The organism is Micromonospora sp. NPDC001898, assembly GCF_042891255.1.
Taxonomy (GTDB): Bacteria; Actinomycetota; Actinomycetes; order Mycobacteriales; family Micromonosporaceae; genus Micromonospora.
Genome location: NZ_JBIATC010000005.1, coordinates 372014 through 389829, shown reverse-complemented (window position 1 = coordinate 389829; position 17816 = coordinate 372014). Strand labels below are relative to the sequence as shown.

The window sequence follows — 17816 nt, the reverse complement described above, 5'->3', positions numbered from 1 at the left end:
ATGCGGCACGATGTCCGCCAGGACGCGAGAACAGGGGTGGAAATGGGCAGGTTCGCGCGGGTCGGGGCCAGGGTGGGGGCCCTGAGCCTGATGGCGTCGCTGGCACTGACCGGGTGCGGAGACGACCAGAAGAAGGCGGAGTTCGTCGACGCTGCCCCCTCCGTCGGCAGCAGCGTCGCCGCAGAATCAGGGACGGCCCCGGCCGAGCCGGCCACCAGTGCCGGCCCGCCGCTCACGGTCAGCCCGGCGGACGGTGCCAAGAACAGGCCGGTCAGCGCCGAGATCTCCGCGAAGATTCCCAAGGGCGGCAAGGTGACCGATGTGGCCCTCACCGCCGCCAACGGCGGCAAGGTCGAGGGCCGCTGGCGCGCCGACGGCTCGTCGTGGGTTCCGAACAGCGCCTTGAAGTACGGCACCCGCTACACGGCCGTCGTCACGGCCGCCGGCGAGGGTGGCGAGACCCGGCAGGGCACCAGCACCTTCACCACGATGGCCAAGCCGAAGTCGACGATCGCCTCCGGGCTCTACCTGTTCAGCGACAAGACGTACGGCGTCGGAATGCCGGTGGTCGCCGAGTTCCACCCGGGCATCCCCGCCAAGGACCGGAAGGCGGTGCAGAAGCGGATGTTCGTCCGCACCGACCCGCCGCAGCCGGGTGCCTGGCACTGGGTCTCCAACGGTACGCAGGCGTACTACCGGGCACCCGAGTACTGGAAAGCCGGCACCACAATCACCGTACGGATCGCGCTGGCCGGCATCCCGCTGGGCAACGGCAAGTACGGCAACGTCGACCGGAGCGCCACCGCCAAGATCGGCCGGTCGTTCGTCATGAAGGTCGACAACGCCACCAAGAAGATGACCGTCTACGAGGACGGCCAGGTCGTTCGCACGATCCCGGTCAGCCTGGGCAAGAAGAGCACCCCGTCCTCCAGCGGCACCATGGTCGTCATGGAGAAGAAGGAGTCGACGACCTTCGACACCCGGGACGATCCGAACCCGGCCAACCGCTACGTCACGGAGATCGACTTCGCCCAGCGGCTCACCTGGGGCGGCGAGTACATCCACGCCGCGCCGTGGTCCGAGCACGTGCAGGGGCGACAGAACGTGTCGCACGGTTGCGTGAACGTCTCGACGGTGCATGCGAAGTGGCTCTTCTCGCAGACTAAGGTCGGCGACCCGATCACCATCAAGGGCACCGAGCGCAAGCTCGCCGCCGGCAACGGCTGGACGGCCTGGAGCCTTAGCTGGGCCGAGTTCGTCAAGGGCAGCGCCCTGCCGGTGCCGGAGGGTGGCTCCGGCCCGGATCTGGCCTGACGCGACGACCGCCCAAGGGAGGGCGGGGCACCCGACAAGTCGGGTGCCCCGCCCTCCCTGCCGTTTAGGAACGGCGCTCGCAAAGGTCGATATTTTATCAGCATTCGGACATGATGGTCCGCGTGTTTCTCTTCACCCCCCGCAACGGGTACGCGTTCCCGTGCGTCAGTGAGAGACGATGGCAACCGGGGCACCACGACAGTGAGGGAATCATGCGCGCGACGCAGGACCAGCTGAGCCGGCGGGACGGCCGCCGCCGGATGTTCGCGGCGGGGCTGCTCGCCGCCGTACTGGCGGTCACCTCCGCCTGCACGAACGAGGGCGGCGGGGGCGAGTCGCCGGCCTGGCAGGGCGGCGGCGAGAGCGCACCGAAGGCCACCGCCACCATCACCGGGCCCGCGGCCGACGCCAAGGACGTGCCGGCGTCCACCGGCGTCGCCTTCACCACCAAGGACGCGAAGGACACCACCGTCGAGCTGAAGGACTCCGCTGGCGGGGCCGTCGAGGGCAACGTGGCCGCCGATGGCGGGAGTTGGCTACCGAAGGGCACCCTGAAGTACGGCGAGACCTACACCGCCACCGTCACCGCCACCGGTGACGACGGCAAGCCGGCGCAGGCGACCAGCACCTTCACCACGATGGCGAAGCCGAGCAAGCAGGTCCGGATCAGCAGCTTCCTCGGGGACGGCCAGGTCGTCGGCGTCGGCATGCCGCTCATCGTCAAGTTCAGCCGGGCCGTCCCGGAGGACTACCGCGACGACGTCCAGCTCCGGATGACGGTGACCTCCACGCCCGCCCAGGAGGGGATCTGGCACTGGGTCAGCCCCACCGAGATCCGGTTTCGGCCGAAGAATTTCTGGAAGGCCGGCACTGCCGTCTCGTACCGGATCCAGGCCGGCGGCCTGCCCCTCGGTGACGGCTGGTACGGCCGGGCCGACCTGTCGGTCGACGTCAAGACCGGCCCGGCGGTGATCATGACGGTCGACAACAAGACCAAGCGGATGACCGTCACCAAGGACGGCAAGGCAATCAAGACCATCCCCGTCAGCCTCGGCAAGAAGAGCACCCCGTCCTCCAGCGGCACCATGGTCGTCATCGAGAAGCTGCGCAAGACGGTCTTCGACACCATGGAGGAACTGGGCCCCGAGGAGGGCTACCGCACGAAGATCGACTATGCCCAGCGGCTCACCTGGGGTGGCGAGTTCATCCACGCCGCCCCCTGGTCGGAGGGGCAGCAGGGCAGCGTCAACGTTTCGCACGGCTGCGTGAACGTCTCGATGAAGAACGGCGCCTGGCTGTTCGCCAACACCCGGATCGGCGACCCGATCACCGTCAAGGGCACCGAGCGCAAGCTTGCCAACGGCAACGGCTGGACCGACTGGAACATGAGCTGGGACGAGTACGTCAAGGGCAGTGCCCTTCCGTACGACCCGGACGCCGCCGCCTCCCCGAGCGCCGAGGCCACCCCGGGCGACACCGCCGAGACCCCCAGCGCCGAGCCGACCACCTGACCGGCCGCCCCGGATACGACGAAGGCCCCCTCCGTGCGGAGGGGGCCTTCGTGCAACGGGTGACTGATGGGAATTGAACCCACGACAACCGGGACCACAACCCGGTGCTCTGCCAACTGAGCTACAGCCACCATGCTCCCCGCGCCGGCTGGACCGGGCGGCGTGCGGACTAATAATAGCCACACCCCCGCCATCCGCGTCCACCGGGTTCCCCGCCCCGCTCTCTTCCGGGGGCACCCCTCAAGCACCGTTAGTGGATCTTGGTGGGCGCGGACTCGGGGAGGGGCCAACTTCCGCGGCCAGAACGACTGATCGAGAGATCCCCCGCCGGATAGTTCCGGACTAGGGAGCGGCGATGGTTGGGTCTGCCCCAGGATCACCTCCCTGCTGCAACTGCTCCTCGAACAAGACGAAGGTCTTCCGCCTGATGCCGCGCACCAGCGCCTGCTCTCGCTCCGTGAGGCGGCGGCCCTCTCGCGCCTCCGCGCCGATGATTGCATCGACTGTCTCGTAGAGCGCGAAAATCGGCCCCTTCCCTGACAGATGCCGTCCTCGATACGCTTCCACCTCCTGCACGAACCGGTCAGGTGAAAGCGTGAAGATTTCACCACCGACGGCAAAGGCTATCTCTTCGAAAATCTCGTTTTCCTGCCGCCAGCCGCCTGTGTCGATGGAGACCCGCCATACCCGGATACCACCATCGGATGAAGCAACAATCTTCACCGGCGAGGCGTAATAGCGATAATAGGAGGGAAGAATCAGGCCGGGCACAGGTCTCATTTGGCTTCCTATAGAGACGAAATTAGCGCGTTCCAGAAAAGTTGCTGCTGGCGTTCAAGGATACCGTCAACTATCGCCCGCTCTCGCAAGTTCAACTTCCGGCCATCCTGACGGGCCAGAGCCTCAAGGTCTCGCTTAACCTCATAGAGAGAGTGCTCCCAGGCAGCCACCTCGTCCATGCTTGCCAAGTGCAGCCGAAACTCCGCAAGATGCCCATTGGACATCCTCAGCACCAACTGAACGTCCCGATAGCCACTATTCTGTGGAGCCTGGAACCGGTCGTCGCAAGCGACGATCTGAACTCTGGGATTGTCACGCAGCCGCTCGAGGGCCTTGTAGACATCACCCAGCGAGTTGAACTCGACCTTCGCCGCAGCGAGATCGAGCAACCGTGATACGTCACCCTGGTATTTTCTTATCTTATCCTCCGCGCGTTGCCTACCCTTGGGCCTCGGGCGCCAGCCCGCCGCACCGACCACCCGGTCCCCATCATGGGCAAGGCCCTGGGCCAGCGTCACCAACTCTTCCTGCGCGGGCACCGAAGCCTGGTAGAGGCGTTCGAGAAACTCGGCTTGGTATTCGACATCTGCGCGCCGCGTCTGGTCGAAACCTGGCTGCGCCGGATCACTGGACCCCAGATCAACACTCGCGCTGATTTCTCGCTGTTCGGCGCTCAGTGGCGTGGGCCGTGGCTTTGGCGGACTCGCATCGGCCATCGAATTTAGATCGCGCCCGTTGACCTCGACCGCTACGGATTCCAGTACGCCGATCGCACGCTCATAGCTCGCAAGATGATGCAGCGTCTCTGGACGCGCGGTCAGGGACACGACCAACTCCGGCGTCTCCAACATCATCCGCGCGAGGTTCGGTTGCTGCACCATGTGCCCTACCAGCATCTCGGCGAGTAACGGCTCGCCGATTGATGAAACTCGCCAGGTGTCGTCCAGCATCTGACGTACCCGATGGTCCGCGAGGAGCCTGGCAACATCCTGAGCTGCCGCCTCGTCCAGCTGCGGCACGAGCCGTCGCAAGGTGGCCCCGTCCAGTTCGGACGCGAGCTCCGCCGGTGTGACACCGGCGGCGAATACCTGATCGAGATCAGAGCTGGCAGCGACAACACGCTTCGGCGAGATCCCACTCGCCAACCTGTGATCCCGGGCCTCGTTACGGGCTTGGCGGAGCCTGTCGCCTTCAGAATCCGCCTCGCCCTCGCCAGACGTGGGAGGGAAGTCCTTCGGACGCCCCGATTTCTCGGGTCTCCGGGGCCCCGGATCAACCGCTGCTGGGCCTTCGAGCAGGTGCATCCGGTTGATGTACAGATCGTCGTCTGACGGGTCGTCGGGGCCAGGCTGCCGCTCCCGCACGGGTGCGGGAGGCTCATCGGACACCTCGGCCCGCTGGCTGAACGTCCCCGGCCCTGCGCCGGCCAGCGGCATGGGACGGCCGTCCGGGCCGAGGATCAGGGCGTCCAGGCCCGTCACGTTGTGCGGGGCCGGCCTGCTGCTGTGCGTGTAGAGCGGCATGTCCGAGACGGCACCGCTCTGCGGGTCCAGGTAGAGCACGCTCCCGTTCTGGTTGAGCGCCACCCAGGCGTGCGATCCGCCGCCCTCGTACGTGGTGATGAGAAACGCGTAGCTGCCGTGACCGCCGGCCCGCAACCGGCCCTCCAGGCTGCCGAACCCTCGGCTCACCGCCCTCCACGTATCACCCGGGAGGCCTTCCTCATCGGGGCCTACAACCTTCTGGAAGCGCCCGCCGGTGGCGTCCTCCACCCGCCCCGGGCCATCGATCTCACCGCCGAGGGGCCGGGTGATGTCCCCGACGGCGTACCCGTCGAAGGTGCGGGGTGCGGAGACCCGAGGACGCCCGTGCATCCACGTCTCGTAGAAGGATAGGGTGCAGTCCAGGCAGTTGATGCCCCGGGTGGGGTCGGCGGCCGGACCGCCGTCGTTGGCCAGCCGGAACCAGCGGCCCCGCCGGGGGTCGGCGGTCCGCATGACCCGCCCACCGGCGTCCCGGGGCACAGCCTGTTCGAGGTCCGACTGATGCAGCGCCAGCGGCGGGCGCAGCCCGCCCCACTGCCCGTAGCGGCGGGACCGGTCGATCGGCGGCGGATTGTCGTCGCCGGTCAGCGCCGAAGGGCCGTCGCCCTCCACGACGCCGACGATGAGGGAGGGGTCGTCGCTGTTGATGCGCTCGAAGTCCTCACGGTTGTCGACCTCGACGACCTTGGGGGCGGCCCTTCCGGCGAGCACCTCCTCTGCGAGGGTCATCTGCCGGTGGTGCTGGCGCTCCGCCTGCCGGCCGTCCCGGACGAACTGGTCGGCGAGGTCACTGCGGCCTGCGCGGTGCAGGCCGTACGCCTCGCGAATCAGCCAGCGCGCCTGCTCGTAGTGCTGCTCAGCCCCCTCACGAAGCTCGGCCGCGCGATCGCGTCGCCGCTTGTCCTCGTACCAGGCACGCTGCCGCTGGAAGTAGTCCCGGTACCGACGCCGGTCGAACGCCTCGCGCTCAGCAGCCCACTGCGCCGCATACCACTCGGGTGACCTCGGCACGGGAACGGTGGGGTCTGCGGGATCGGGGGGCTCCGGCGCGGACTGCGGGGTCGGTTGCGGAGCCGGACGCGGATGCGGGTGCCCGGTCTCCAGCGGGGGCAACCGGGGCGGCGGAGTCGGATCGTGTCCCGTGACCGAGCTGTTCTGCCCGGTCGCGCCGAACGGACTGGCGGTGCCGTACGGCGACGCCGACACCACCGGTGGGAGGGTGGTCGGGTTCACGCCGGACGCCGCCGAGATCGGCGATGAGTGCGGAGTCGACGTCGCGCCCGTCAGTGGAACGGGGCTCGATCCACTGGCGGTCGATGGGGTGCCGCCTGCGGCTGCCGGCGGGCCTGTCTCCACGCCCCGGTTCCCGGGTTGTGCGGCGTCGGCCGGGATCGACGACAGCACCGGGTGGGCGGGCCCTGCTGCGTCCACCGCACCGGGGCCGCTCTGCGGTGAGGCCGGCAGGCCGACCGTGGGATCTACCGTGATGGCGGACATGACCGGCGCCGCCGGGAGCCCGGGGGTGTCAACCGGGGGAACGAAGGGCGCCTGCGCCTGCGCGGGCGTCGTGGCGGTGGCCGGTGACTGAGCGGCAGCGACCACGCGCTCGGACGGAACGCCACCGTCCACAGGCTGAGGCTGGTCACCCTCCCTGCTCGTCATTCCGACGGTCATCCCGGCGGCGGGGAGCTGTGCACCGTCCGGCGTCGTCGGCACCGACACGGCTCCGAGGTCAGTCGGGGCGAAGGACGCCCCGGCGAGGGCCGCCATCCGGCCGTCCAGCCGATGGTGCAGCGCCGCGTCGGTCTGGCCGGTGGCCGATCCGGTGGCACCCGACGCCGCCGCCCGCGCCGCGTCCTCCAGGGACATCGGGCCCTGGCCGGTGGCCAGGCGGGCCGCCTGCTCGGCGATCATCTCACCGGTCATCTCGCGGCCGAGGTGCTCGCCGACGCGCGCCGCCCGCCCGGTCGCGTGTCGGCCGAGACCGGCCAGCGGCGCCACCGCCCCGCCCGCCAGGCCGCCGAGCGCGGACATTCCCGCGTCCGCCAGGTCCAGGCCGTTCCGGCGGCCGGTCGTGTTCTGGTACGCCTGCGTGGCGAGCGTGACCCCGGCCTCCTCGGCCGCCTCCGCCAGCCCGCCGAGCGCCGCCTTGCGGGCCAGCCCCCGCACGCCGCCCTCGGCCACCCGCTTGGCGGCGCGTTCACCGGCCTCCTTCAGGCCCTGCTTGAGGGTCTTGCGGGCCAGTTGGGCCATCAGCCGCTTGAAGATCTGCTGCACGACGAACCGGCTCGCGGTGATCGCGGCTCCGGCAGCGGGCGAGGCGGCGCCTGCGGTGAGCACCGCCGCCACGGCCAACGAGAGCAGCTCGACGACGAGGATGCCCAGCTCGATCCAGACCTCGAGCTTCGCCCCCTCGATGTCGCACCCGCACTCCTCGACCAGCCGGCCGAGGTCGCCACTGACGGCCAGCAGGACCGGCAGCGGGGCCTCGTCGCCGTCGGCCACCCGCCGCCAGGCGGCGTCGAACGCCTCCGCGACCGCCCCGATGCCGCCGTAACCGCTCCGCACCTCACCGGCGGCGGCGACCGCGTCGTCGCGCGGCCCCGTCAGTGCCTCGGCCACGCCGTACCACTGGTCGGCGAGGTCCCAGACCGCTCGCTCGTCACCCTCCGGCCACTCCACGCCGATCACCCAGTCGAGGGCCTCGTAGACCCAGCCGGGCAGCTCCCACGGCGAGTAGTCGAGGGGGTGCGGGATCGGGCTCGGCAGCAGGCTCACAGCGGTCCTCGGGGGTCGTCAGCGCCCGGCGGGCCGCTGGTCGGAGATCCGGTCGAGCCGTCCAGCGCTCCGGGCGTCCGTCGTCACCTCGTTGTCCACGGACCGCACGACGTCCTCGCCCAGGTCCTCCAGGGCACGCCCGACGCCCGTCCAGGCCCGCAGCAGGGTCTCCTCGAATCCGCGGTACTGCTTCTCGAAGGCCGCACCGATGTCGTCGCGGCCCCAGGGGCGGGCCGCGCTGGCCGCCGCAATCCGGCCGCCCACCTGCGCGCGCCGGGCGGTCACCGCCTCGCCGGCCGAGACCAGGTCGGCGCCGCCGCGCCGCGCGCGGCCCGGGTCCAGCCAGAGCTGCCCAGCGGCCATGCCGCTCACTCCCCGCGCCGCATGACGGCGTCGACCCGGCCCAGCAGGGCCCCGAAGTCGCCGGTCCGGAGGAACTCCACCGAGCCCGATCCGGCCGGCAGGTAGCCGGCGACCAACTCCTGTGTGGCGGCGACCGCGGCGGCGGTGGCCCGGTGCACCGTCGTGGTGATCTTCCGGCTCAGTGCCTTGGCATCCCGGTCCTGGAACACGGCGGGGTGGACGTCCACCGAGACGAGTTCGCCCCGGGCGCCGGCGACGACGGTCACCTGCCCGTCGTCGGAGCGTTCGGTGACCCGGAGGTGCGCGAGTCGGGTCTGGAGTTCGTCCAGTCCCGAACGGAGCTGTCGGTACTGGCCGTGCACCTCGTCGAACCGGGCCCGCAGCGCCCGGTTGGCGTCCCGGTCCACGATCTCGGCCAACTTTCCGCTCCTCGTCACCGTAGGTAGGCCAGAACATACCGGGTGCCACGGAATCCGTGGGGTCCGGTAACTTCAATCGGGTGATCGACCATCAGCAGGCCGAACAACTCGCCGCCGTCTGGGCCCACCGGGACTCCCAGCGCCTCGGGCACGAGTGCGCCCCACTGGTCGAGGAGTTCGACCTCGGTTTCCTGATCACGTCCACTGTGGCCCAGGCCGCCGCCGTGCCTCCCGGCGACCTGCCGACCGTGGTGGTGGACAAGGAGACCGGCGAGGTCTCGACCTGGCCCCGCCTGCCCTTCCCCGCCGTGCGGGAGATGTATCGGCGCAGCCGGCCGGAGCGGCCGGCGCCGCGCACGGTCGACCCGGCGACCCAACTCCTCCGCGAGGTACGCCGTTTGTCGACGCCCGGTGCCGTCGCGCACCTGACCGTCGAGGGTCGTCTATACACGGCGCAGGGTGCCAAGGGCGACGTCGCCCTTCGGCACCACCCACTGGTCCGGGCCTACCTCGACGAGTTGCCTCCGGGCCACCTGGCGCGGGGCGGAGACCGACACGCGGAAGTGATCGTCGTGTCCGACCTGCTGCACGCGTACGACCACCGCCGCGCCGCCGAGGGCGGGAGACCTATGACCATGGACGACGCCCGCGCCCTTCTCGAGACCTGCCGAATCGAGGTGCACCGGGTGCGCGAGCCCGGGGATCCGGCGGGGGGCGCGGCCGAGCGGCCCTGCGACTCGTGCGTGAACTTCCTGGTGCACTTCCACGCGCTCGACTGGTCCGACCTCGCCTACACCCGGGAGCGGCGGCCGGAGTCGCAGGCGCCGACTCACCCTGGCCGCTTCCCTGCCGAGGTCGCCGACTCGCTGATGGACGGCGGGTGGAAGGACACGATGTTCAACCCGGCCCTCGCGGCCGGGGCCATCGAGGACACGTGCGAGGTGGCCGGTCAGCTGCACCGGCACGAACCCTTCCCGGCGGCGAGGGCCGCCCTCACCGCCTTCCCGGCCGTTTACTCCCACCGTCGTGGCCCCGGGCAGGAGGTGTGGATCAGCTGGTTCAACACCAATCCGACGCGAGCGGCGCACTCGGCGGACACCCTCGCCGACTTCGGCGCGGTCCTCGGCACGCGCCTGTTTCCGATCGGCGCGGAGGGCCAGGACAGCATCATCGCCATCGACGAGCGGGGCCGGGTGTTCGTGCTGGACCAGGCCGGCGAGTGGTTCCTCGGCGACGACATCGACGCCGCCCTCACCACCCTGCTGCTCGGCCGCGCCCCCGCCCGGGTACGCGACGACGGCACCTGGTAGCGCTACAACTGCACGCCGGTCAGCACCATGACGCGAGCGTCGGTGTAGTCGTCCATCGCGCTGCGCAGGCCCTCGCGGCCGACGCCGCTGCCCTTCACTCCCCCGTACGGCATCTGGTCGGCCCGGTACGACGGCACGTCGCCGACGATCACCCCGCCCACGTCCAGCGCCCGGTGGGCGGCGAACGCGACGTCGAGGCGGTGGGTGAACACGCCCGCCTGGAGGCCGTACGCCGAGTCGTTGACGGCGGCGAACGCGGCGGCGTCGTTCTCCACCCGGGCGACCACCAGGACCGGTCCGAACACCTCCTCGGCGTGCACCTTCGCGTCGGCCGGCACCCCGGACAGCACGGTCGGCGGGTAGGTCGCGCCGTCGCGCCGGCCGCCCACCTCGATGGTCGCCCCGGCCACCACCGCCTCGTCGACCCACGCCTCGACCCGTTCGGCCGCCGCGACGGAGACCAGCGGCCCGACGTCGGTCAGCTCGTCGGACGGGTCTCCCGTCCGCAGCGCCTGCACCGACGCGACCAGCCTGGGCAGGAAGGCGTCGTAGAGCCACTCGTGCACGTACACCCGCTGTACGGCGATACACGACTGCCCGGCCTGGTAGTTGGAGAACGTGGCGATCCGGTGCGCGGCGAAGGTCAGGTCCTCGTCGGTGTTCCAGTCCTCGCAGATGACGGCCGCCGCGTTGCCGCCCAGCTCAAGGGTGACGTGCTTGTCGGGCACGGACCGGCGGACGGCCGCGCCCACGGGCCCGGAGCCGGTGAACGACACCACCGGCAGCCTCGGGTCGGCGACCAGCTCGGCGGCCCGCTCGTTGGGCAGCGGCAGCACCGAGAACATCCCCTCGGGCAGGTCCGTCTCGGCGAGGATCTCGCCGAGCAGCAGCGCCGACAGCGGGGTGGCCGGGGCGGGCTTCACCACGATGGGCGCGCCGACCGCGATGGCCGGGGCGACCTTGTGCGCGACCAGGTTGAGCGGGAAGTTGAACGGCGCGATGCCGAGCACCGGCCCCTTCGGCACCCGCCGGACCAGGGCGATCCGCCCGGTGGCCGTCGGGTCCGTGTCGAGGCGTTGCAGCTCGCCGGAGAACCGCCGGGCCTCCTCGGCCGCCCAGCGGAACGTCGACACCGCGCGTCCCACCTCGGCCCGCGCCCACCTGACCGGCTTGCCGTTCTCGGCGGTGATCAGCGCGGCGACCTCCTCGGCCCGCTCGGCGAGCCGGCGCGACACGTGGTCCAGGGCCGCCGCGCGGGCGTGCGCGGGCAGGGCCGCGGCCTCCGCCGCCACCCCGGCCGCCGCCGCGACGGCGGCCTCGACCTGGTCGGGCGTGGCGAGGGTGGTACGCCCCACCGCGCGCCCGTCGTACGGGTGGGTGACGGTCAGCTCGCCCTCGCCGTGTGCGGGGCGGCCGGCGACGAAGAAGGCTCTCGGCTCCACACCTCGGCAGCCTAGACCACCCGCACTCGCACGGAAACAGTCGCTCAAAACCTTGTCTGCCGCGAATTCGGTAGCCAAGATGGCAGTCAGATTCCGATAACCTCCGCTGTCCGCACCCCCGGCCATCCTTCGGAGACACCTGATGAGCGACCAGCAGAAGCTGCGCAACTTCGTCAACGGCGCGTACGTCGACCCGGTGGACGGCGGGTACGCCGACCTGATCGACCCGTGCACGGGCGAGGTCTTCGCCCAGTCGCCGGTCTCCGGCGTGGCGGACGTGGACGCGGCCATGGGGGCGGCCTCCGCCGCGTTCGAGACGTGGCGGGACACCACCCCGGGGGAACGGCAGAGGGCGCTGCTCAGGCTCGCCGACGCGGTGGAGGCGCGGGCCGCCGAACTGGTCGACGCGGAGGTCCGCAACACCGGCAAGCCCCGCCGGCTCACCGCCGAGGAGGAGCTGCCGCCGGCGGTGGACCAGTTCCGCTTCTTCGCCGGCGCGGCCCGGCTGCTGGAGGGCCGCTCCGCCGGGGAGTACCTGGCCGGGCACACCTCCTACGTGCGGCGCGAGCCGATCGGCGTGTGCGCCCAGGTGACCCCGTGGAACTACCCGCTGATGATGGCGGTCTGGAAGATCGCCCCGGCGCTCGCGGCGGGCAACACGGTGGTGCTGAAGCCGTCGGACACCACGCCGGTGTCGACGCTGCTGCTGGCCGAGATCGCCGCCGAGTTCTTCCCGCCCGGGGTGTTCAACGTGGTCTGCGGCGACCGGGACACCGGTCGTGCCCTCGTGTCGCACCCGACCCCGCAACTCGTGTCGATCACGGGCTCGACCCGGGCAGGCATGGAGGTCGCCGCCGCCGCCGCGCCGGACCTGAAGCGGACCCACCTGGAGCTGGGCGGCAAGGCCCCGGTGGTGCTCTTCGACGACGCGGACGTGGCCGCGGCGGCCGAGGCGATCGCGACGGGCGGCTACTTCAACGCCGGCCAGGACTGCACGGCGGCGACCCGGGTGCTCGCCGGCCCCGGCATCCACGACGACTTCGTGGCCGCGCTCACCGAGCAGGCCCGCAACACGAGGACCGGCGCCCCGGACGACGCCGACGTGCTGTACGGCCCGCTGAACAACGCCAACCAGCTCGCCCGGGTGAGCGGCTTCGTCGACCGGCTCCCGGACCACGCGGCGATCCGGACCGGCGGCTCCCGGCAGGGCGACTGCGGCTACTTCTACGCGCCGACCGTGGTCTCCGGGCTGCGCCAGGCCGACGAGATCATCCAGGACGAGGTGTTCGGGCCGGTCATCACCGTGCAGCGTTTCTCCGACGAGGACGAGGCGGTGCGCTGGGCCAACGGCGTCGACTACGGCCTGTCGGCGTCGGTCTGGACGCGCGACCACGGCCGGGCGATGCGGATGACCCGCCGGCTCGACTTCGGCTGCGTCTGGGTGAACACCCACATCCCGTTCGTCTCGGAGATGCCGCACGGCGGCTTCAAGCACTCCGGGCACGGCAAGGACCTCTCGGTGTACAGCCTGGAGGACTACACCCGGATCAAGCACGTCATGCACAACATCGAGGGCTGACCGGTGGCGTCGAGCGAGGAGTTGCACAAGCGGCGCGGCGCGGCGGTGGCCCGGGGCGTCGGCAGCGTCGTCGGCGCGTACGTGGACCGGGCGGGCGGCGGCACGATCACCGACGTCGACGGGCGGGAGTGGATCGACTTCGCCGCCGGCATCGCGGTCACCAACGTCGGCAACTCCGCGCCCCGGGTGGTCGAGGCGGTCAAGGCCCAGGTCGAGCGGTTCACCCACACCTGCTTCATGGTCGCGCCGTACGAGTCGTACGTGGCCGTCTGCGAGCGGCTCAACGCGCTCACCCCCGGCACGTTCGAGAAGCGCTCGGCGCTGTTCAACTCGGGCGCCGAGGCGGTGGAGAACGCGGTGAAGGTCGCCCGGCACGCCACCGGGCGGCCGGCGGTGGTGGTGTTCGACCACGCGTACCACGGCCGGACCAACCTGACCATGGCGCTGACCGCGAAGAACATGCCGTACAAGCACCGGTTCGGGCCGTTCGCCGGCGAGGTCTACCGGGTGCCAATGTCGTACCCGCTGCGGGACGGGGGGCTGTCCGGGACGGAGGCCGCCGCCCGGGCGATCGAGACGGTGGAGAAGCAGGTCGGCGCGGAGAACGTCGCCGCGCTGCTGATCGAGCCGATCCAGGGCGAGGGCGGCTTCGTCGTACCGGCGCCGGGGTTCCTGCCGGCGCTGCGCGGGTGGGCGACGGCGGCCGGGGTGGTCTTCGTGGCCGACGAGATCCAGACCGGATTCTGCCGCACCGGGGACTGGTTCGCCTGCGACCACGAGGACGTCGTCCCGGACCTGCTCACCCTGGCCAAGGGCATCGCCGGCGGCCTGCCGCTCGCGGCGGTGACCGGCCGGGCCGAGCTGATGGACGCGGTGCACGTGGGCGGCCTGGGCGGCACGTACGGCGGCAACCCGATCGCCTGCGCGGCGGCGCTGGCGACGATCGAGACCATGCACGAGCTGGACCTGGCCGCCGCCGCCCGCCGGGTCGGGGCGACGATGGACGAGCGGCTGTGCGCCATCGCCGCCGGCGATCCGCGGATCGCCGAGGTGCGCGGCCGGGGCGCGATGCTCGCCGTGGAGCTGGTCCGGCCCGGCACCCTGGTCCCGGACCCGGCTGCCGCGTCGGCGGTCGCGGCGGCCTGCCACGCCGCCGGCCTGCTGGTGCTGACCTGCGGCACGTACGGCAACGTGCTGCGCCTGCTGCCCCCGCTGGTCATCTCCGACGCGGAGCTGGCCCGGGGCCTGGACCTCCTCGGCGGCGCCTTCGGCTGACGGGCCCGCGGCCCGGACGACGCCGTCCATGGGCCCGCGTCCGGCCGCCACCGGGGCTACGGGCGCGACGCCCGGACGAAACCCGGCCGGCAACCGGTATTGGCGATCGGTGGTGAGCTGCGTCACGATGGTCGCGAGGAGGTCGCCGATGGCTGACCCGTGGCTCGCCCTGGAGTTCGGCGCCGATCCGGCGGAGCGGATCGCGCAGGTCGGCGCCGCCCACGAGGCGTTCCTCGCGGGAACCGAGCCGGGCCGGGTGCGGGAGGTGGTCCGCCGGTCCTGGCAGCGCTCGGCGCTGGTCGATCCCGAGGTCGCCCCGCCGGTCGAGCTGACCGACGACGCGCTGGAGGGCTACCGGGCCACCCACCCGCTGGCCCGGGTGCTGCCACTGTTCCGGGACCTGCTCGGCGGCATCGCCCTGGACGGCGCGCACCTGATGGCGGTCTGCGACGCGCACGGGCGGCTGCTCTGGGTGGAGGGGCATCCCGGGGTGCTCCGGCACGCCGAGCGGATGAACTTCGTGCCCGGCGCCCGCTGGGACGAGGCCCACGCCGGCACCAACGCCCCTGGCACCGCCCTGGCCTGCGACCACAGCGTGCAGATCTTCGCCACCGAGCATTTCAGCCGGCGCGTGCAGCGCTGGACCTGCGCCGCAGCCCCGATCCACGACCCGGTCACCGGGCGGCTGCTCGGCGCGGTCGACATCACCGGCGGCGACCACCTCGCCCACCCGCAGAGCCTCGCCCTGGTCCGGGCCACCGCCCGGGCGGCCGAGGCCCAGCTCGCCGCCGCCCGCCCGGCCGAGCCGGACGCGGTCACCGTGCGCGCGCTGGGCCGCGACGAGGCGGAGGTGCGGGTCGGCGGGCGGACCGTCCGACTCGGCCGCCGACACAGCGAGCTGCTGGTGCTGCTGCTCGACCATCCGGAGGGTCGCACCGGCGAGCAGCTCGGCCTCGACCTGTACGGCGACGACCGGCTGCACCCGGTCACCCTGCGCGCCGAGCTGTCCCGGCTGCGCCGGGCGCTGGGGGCGGAGCTGCTCGACTCCCGCCCGTACCGGCTGCGCGCCCAGGTGTGGGCGGACTTCCGGACCGTCACCGAGCTGCTGGAACGCGGTGAGGTGGCGGGGGCGCTCGACGCGTACCCAGGGTCGTTGCTGCCCGCCTCCGACGCGCCGGGGGTCGCGCGGCTGCGCCGGCTGGTCGACGGGCAGTTGCGCGCCGCCGTGCTGGCCGGCGGCGACCCGGCGGCGCTCGCGGCCTGGACCGCGACGCCCGCCGGCACCGACGACCTGGCCGCCTGGCAGGCCCTGGCGCGGGCACTACCGCCGGGCGCGCCCCGCCGGCCCCTCGCGCTGGCCCGCGCCCACCAGCTCGGCATCGAGTACGACCTCCCGCGCGCAACGTCGCTGCAACGTCGGTGTAACTAGCGTCGCCGCCGTCACCCCGAGCACCGACGGCGGAGGTACCGATGACGCGCTACGACGCGCCCACCCACTGGCAGTCCCGCTACGACCACTTCATCGGCGGCGAGTACGTCAAGCCGCACGGCGGCCGGTACTTCGAGAATCCCACCCCGATCACGGGCCAGACGTTCTGCGAGGTGGCCCGCGGCACCGCCGAGGACGTCGAACGCGCCCTCGACGCCGCCCACGGGGCGGCCGACGCCTGGGGCCGCACCCCGGTCGCCGAGCGGGCGCTGATCCTCAACCGGATCGCCGACCGGATGCAGGAGAACCTGGAGTCCCTCGCGGTCGCCGAGACCTGGGAGAACGGCAAGCCGGTACGGGAGACCCTGGCCGCCGACATCCCCCTGGCCATCGACCACTTCCGGTACTTCGCCGGGGCGATCCGGGCCCAGGAGGGCGGCCTCGGCGAGCTGGACGACGACACCGTGGCGTACCACTTCCACGAGCCGCTCGGCGTGGTCGGGCAGATCATCCCGTGGAACTTCCCGATCCTGATGGCCGTCTGGAAGCTCGCCCCGGCCCTGGCGGCCGGCAACGCGGTGGTGCTCAAGCCCGCCGAGCAGACCCCGGCATCCATCCACCACCTGATCTCGCTGATCGCCGACCTGCTCCCACCCGGCGTGGTCAACGTCGTCAACGGCTTCGGCGTCGAGGCGGGCAAGCCGCTGGCCTCCTCGCCCCGGGTGGCGAAGGTGGCGTTCACCGGCGAGACCACCACCGGGCGGCTGATCATGCAGTACGCCAGCGAGAACATCAAGCCGGTCACCCTGGAGCTGGGCGGCAAGAGCCCGAACATCTTCTTCGACGACGTGAGCGCGGCGTCCGACGACTTCCTGGACAAGGCCCTCGAAGGGTTCACCATGTTCGCCCTCAACTCCGGCGAGGTCTGCACCTGCCCGTCGAGGGCGCTGATCCAGCAGGGCCACTACGCCGACTTCCTCGCCGCGGCGGTGGACCGGACCCGGGCGGTACGCCAGGGTCACCCGCTGGACACCGACACGATGATCGGCGCGCAGGCGTCCAACGACCAGTTGGAGAAGATTCTGTCCTACCTGGACATCGGCCGCCAGGAGGGCGCTCGTGTGCTCACCGGCGGGGAACGCGCCGACCTCGGTGGTGAGCTGGCCGGCGGCTACTACGTGCAGCCGACCATCTTCGAGGGCGACAACGCGATGCGGATCTTCCAGGAGGAGATCTTCGGCCCGGTCGTCTCGGTGACCTCCTTCGCCGACCTGGACGACGCCGTGAAGATCGCCAACGACACCCTGTACGGGCTCGGGGCCGGCGTCTGGACCCGGGACATGAACACCGCGTACCGGGCCGGACGTGCGATCCAGGCCGGTCGGGTCTGGACGAACTGCTACCACGCGTACCCGGCGCACGCCGCGTTCGGCGGGTACAAGCAGTCCGGCATCGGCCGGGAGAACCACAAGATGATGCTGGAGCACTACCAGCAGACGAAGAACCTCCTGGTCAGCTACTCCCCCAAGAAGCTCGGCTTCTTCTGATGGCCGATCCGGTCGGTGCCGGCGTGCATTTCTCGCCCGACCCGGGCAGCACGTCGTCACCCGTCTCCATCACCCCCGCGGCGGCCGAGCTGATCCGGTCGCTGCGGGGGCGGCACGGGCCGCTGATGTTCCACCAGTCCGGCGGCTGCTGCGACGGGAGCGCCCCGATGTGTTTTCCGGCGGGCGAGTTCCGCACCGGCGGCTCCGACGTGCTGCTGGCGTCGCTGGCGGTCGACGGCGTCCCCGAGCCGGTCGAGTTCTGGATGTCGAAATCCCAGTGGCAGCTCTGGCAACACACCAGGCTGACGGTCGACGTGGTCCCGGGCCGGGGCAGCGGCTTCAGCCTGGAGGCCCCCGACGGCGTCCGCTTCCTGATCCGCTCCCACCTCATACCAGCCCCCACCCCCTGACCGCCCGGACGCACCCACCCACCCACCCCTCTCCCGAGATCTTGCAGTTACGGCCCACGAAATGCCCGTTTCACGAGAATCGTCGGGGCCGCTGGTGCAAGATCGCGGGAGAGGG

At 71.5% G+C, this 17816-nt stretch carries 13 protein-coding genes and 1 tRNA gene; 8 read left to right on the top strand and 6 right to left on the bottom strand.

From position 1 onward, the window contains the following. The first annotated feature begins 42 nt into the window (after positions 1-42). Together ACFYZF_RS14820 and ACFYZF_RS14815 are read left to right on the top strand one after the other, a co-directional pair. On the top strand, positions 43-1314 hold the full coding sequence (locus ACFYZF_RS14820; protein ID WP_387020165.1) for an Ig-like domain-containing protein: 1272 nt from the start codon (positions 43-45) through the stop codon (positions 1312-1314). Positions 1315-1526: 212 nt separating this feature from the next. After that, positions 1527-2825, top strand: a complete 1299-nt coding sequence (locus ACFYZF_RS14815; protein WP_387020162.1) for an Ig-like domain-containing protein — start codon at positions 1527-1529, stop codon at positions 2823-2825. A gap of 58 nt (positions 2826-2883) precedes the next feature. On the opposite strand, the gene ACFYZF_RS14810 is transcribed toward ACFYZF_RS14815, so the two are convergent. From ACFYZF_RS14810 to ACFYZF_RS14790, 5 genes are all read right to left on the bottom strand, one after another. Continuing rightward, positions 2884-2956, bottom strand: a tRNA-His gene (locus tag ACFYZF_RS14810). A gap of 211 nt (positions 2957-3167) precedes the next feature. Next, on the bottom strand, positions 3168-3605 hold the full coding sequence (locus ACFYZF_RS14805) for a hypothetical protein (RefSeq protein WP_387020159.1): 438 nt from the start codon (positions 3603-3605) through the stop codon (positions 3168-3170). Between the two features lie 8 nt (positions 3606-3613). Beyond that, positions 3614-7927 (bottom strand): toxin glutamine deamidase domain-containing protein, encoded by a 4314-nt coding sequence (locus ACFYZF_RS14800; protein ID WP_387020158.1) that lies wholly within the window; start codon positions 7925-7927, stop codon positions 3614-3616. A gap of 18 nt (positions 7928-7945) precedes the next feature. After that, entirely contained in the window at positions 7946-8290 is a 345-nt protein-coding gene (locus tag ACFYZF_RS14795; RefSeq protein WP_387020155.1) for a hypothetical protein, read from the bottom strand. Between the two features lie 5 nt (positions 8291-8295). Next, positions 8296-8709, bottom strand: coding sequence for a YbaB/EbfC family nucleoid-associated protein (locus ACFYZF_RS14790; protein WP_387020153.1), 414 nt, complete (start codon positions 8707-8709; stop codon positions 8296-8298). Positions 8710-8789: 80 nt separating this feature from the next. Between ACFYZF_RS14790 and ACFYZF_RS14785 the strand changes: the two genes are divergently transcribed. Next, the gene (locus tag ACFYZF_RS14785; protein ID WP_387020151.1) at positions 8790-10019 is read left to right on the top strand and encodes an SUKH-3 domain-containing protein; all 1230 of its coding nucleotides are present in this window, start codon (positions 8790-8792) and stop codon (positions 10017-10019) included. A 2-nt stretch (positions 10020-10021) separates the two neighbouring features. Here ACFYZF_RS14785 and ACFYZF_RS14780 read toward each other — a convergent pair whose 3' ends face one another. Further along, a complete protein-coding gene (locus ACFYZF_RS14780; protein WP_387020148.1) occupies positions 10022-11461 on the bottom strand; it encodes an aldehyde dehydrogenase family protein in 1440 nt (479 codons plus the stop codon). A 142-nt stretch (positions 11462-11603) separates the two neighbouring features. Between ACFYZF_RS14780 and ACFYZF_RS14775 the strand changes: the two genes are divergently transcribed. The 5 genes from ACFYZF_RS14775 to ACFYZF_RS14755 all read left to right on the top strand — a co-directional run bounded on the left by ACFYZF_RS14775 (position 11604) and on the right by ACFYZF_RS14755 (position 17701). Beyond that, a complete protein-coding gene (locus ACFYZF_RS14775; RefSeq protein WP_387020147.1) occupies positions 11604-13040 on the top strand; it encodes a gamma-aminobutyraldehyde dehydrogenase in 1437 nt (478 codons plus the stop codon). A 3-nt stretch (positions 13041-13043) separates the two neighbouring features. Further along, complete coding sequence (gene gabT, locus ACFYZF_RS14770) at positions 13044-14315, top strand: 4-aminobutyrate--2-oxoglutarate transaminase (protein ID WP_387020144.1); 1272 nt, start codon at positions 13044-13046, stop codon at positions 14313-14315. A 148-nt stretch (positions 14316-14463) separates the two neighbouring features. After that, positions 14464-15744, top strand: coding sequence for a GAF domain-containing protein (locus tag ACFYZF_RS14765; RefSeq protein ID WP_387020142.1), 1281 nt, complete (start codon positions 14464-14466; stop codon positions 15742-15744). Positions 15745-15785: 41 nt separating this feature from the next. Then, positions 15786-17291, top strand: coding sequence for an aldehyde dehydrogenase (gene adh / locus ACFYZF_RS14760; RefSeq protein ID WP_387020139.1), 1506 nt, complete (start codon positions 15786-15788; stop codon positions 17289-17291). Next, positions 17291-17701 carry a DUF779 domain-containing protein gene (locus tag ACFYZF_RS14755; RefSeq protein WP_387020136.1) on the top strand — a complete coding sequence of 137 codons (411 nt, stop codon included), beginning with the start codon at positions 17291-17293 and terminating at the stop codon, positions 17699-17701. The genes adh and ACFYZF_RS14755 overlap by 1 nt, the downstream gene beginning before the upstream one ends. Positions 17702-17816 lie beyond the last annotated feature (115 nt).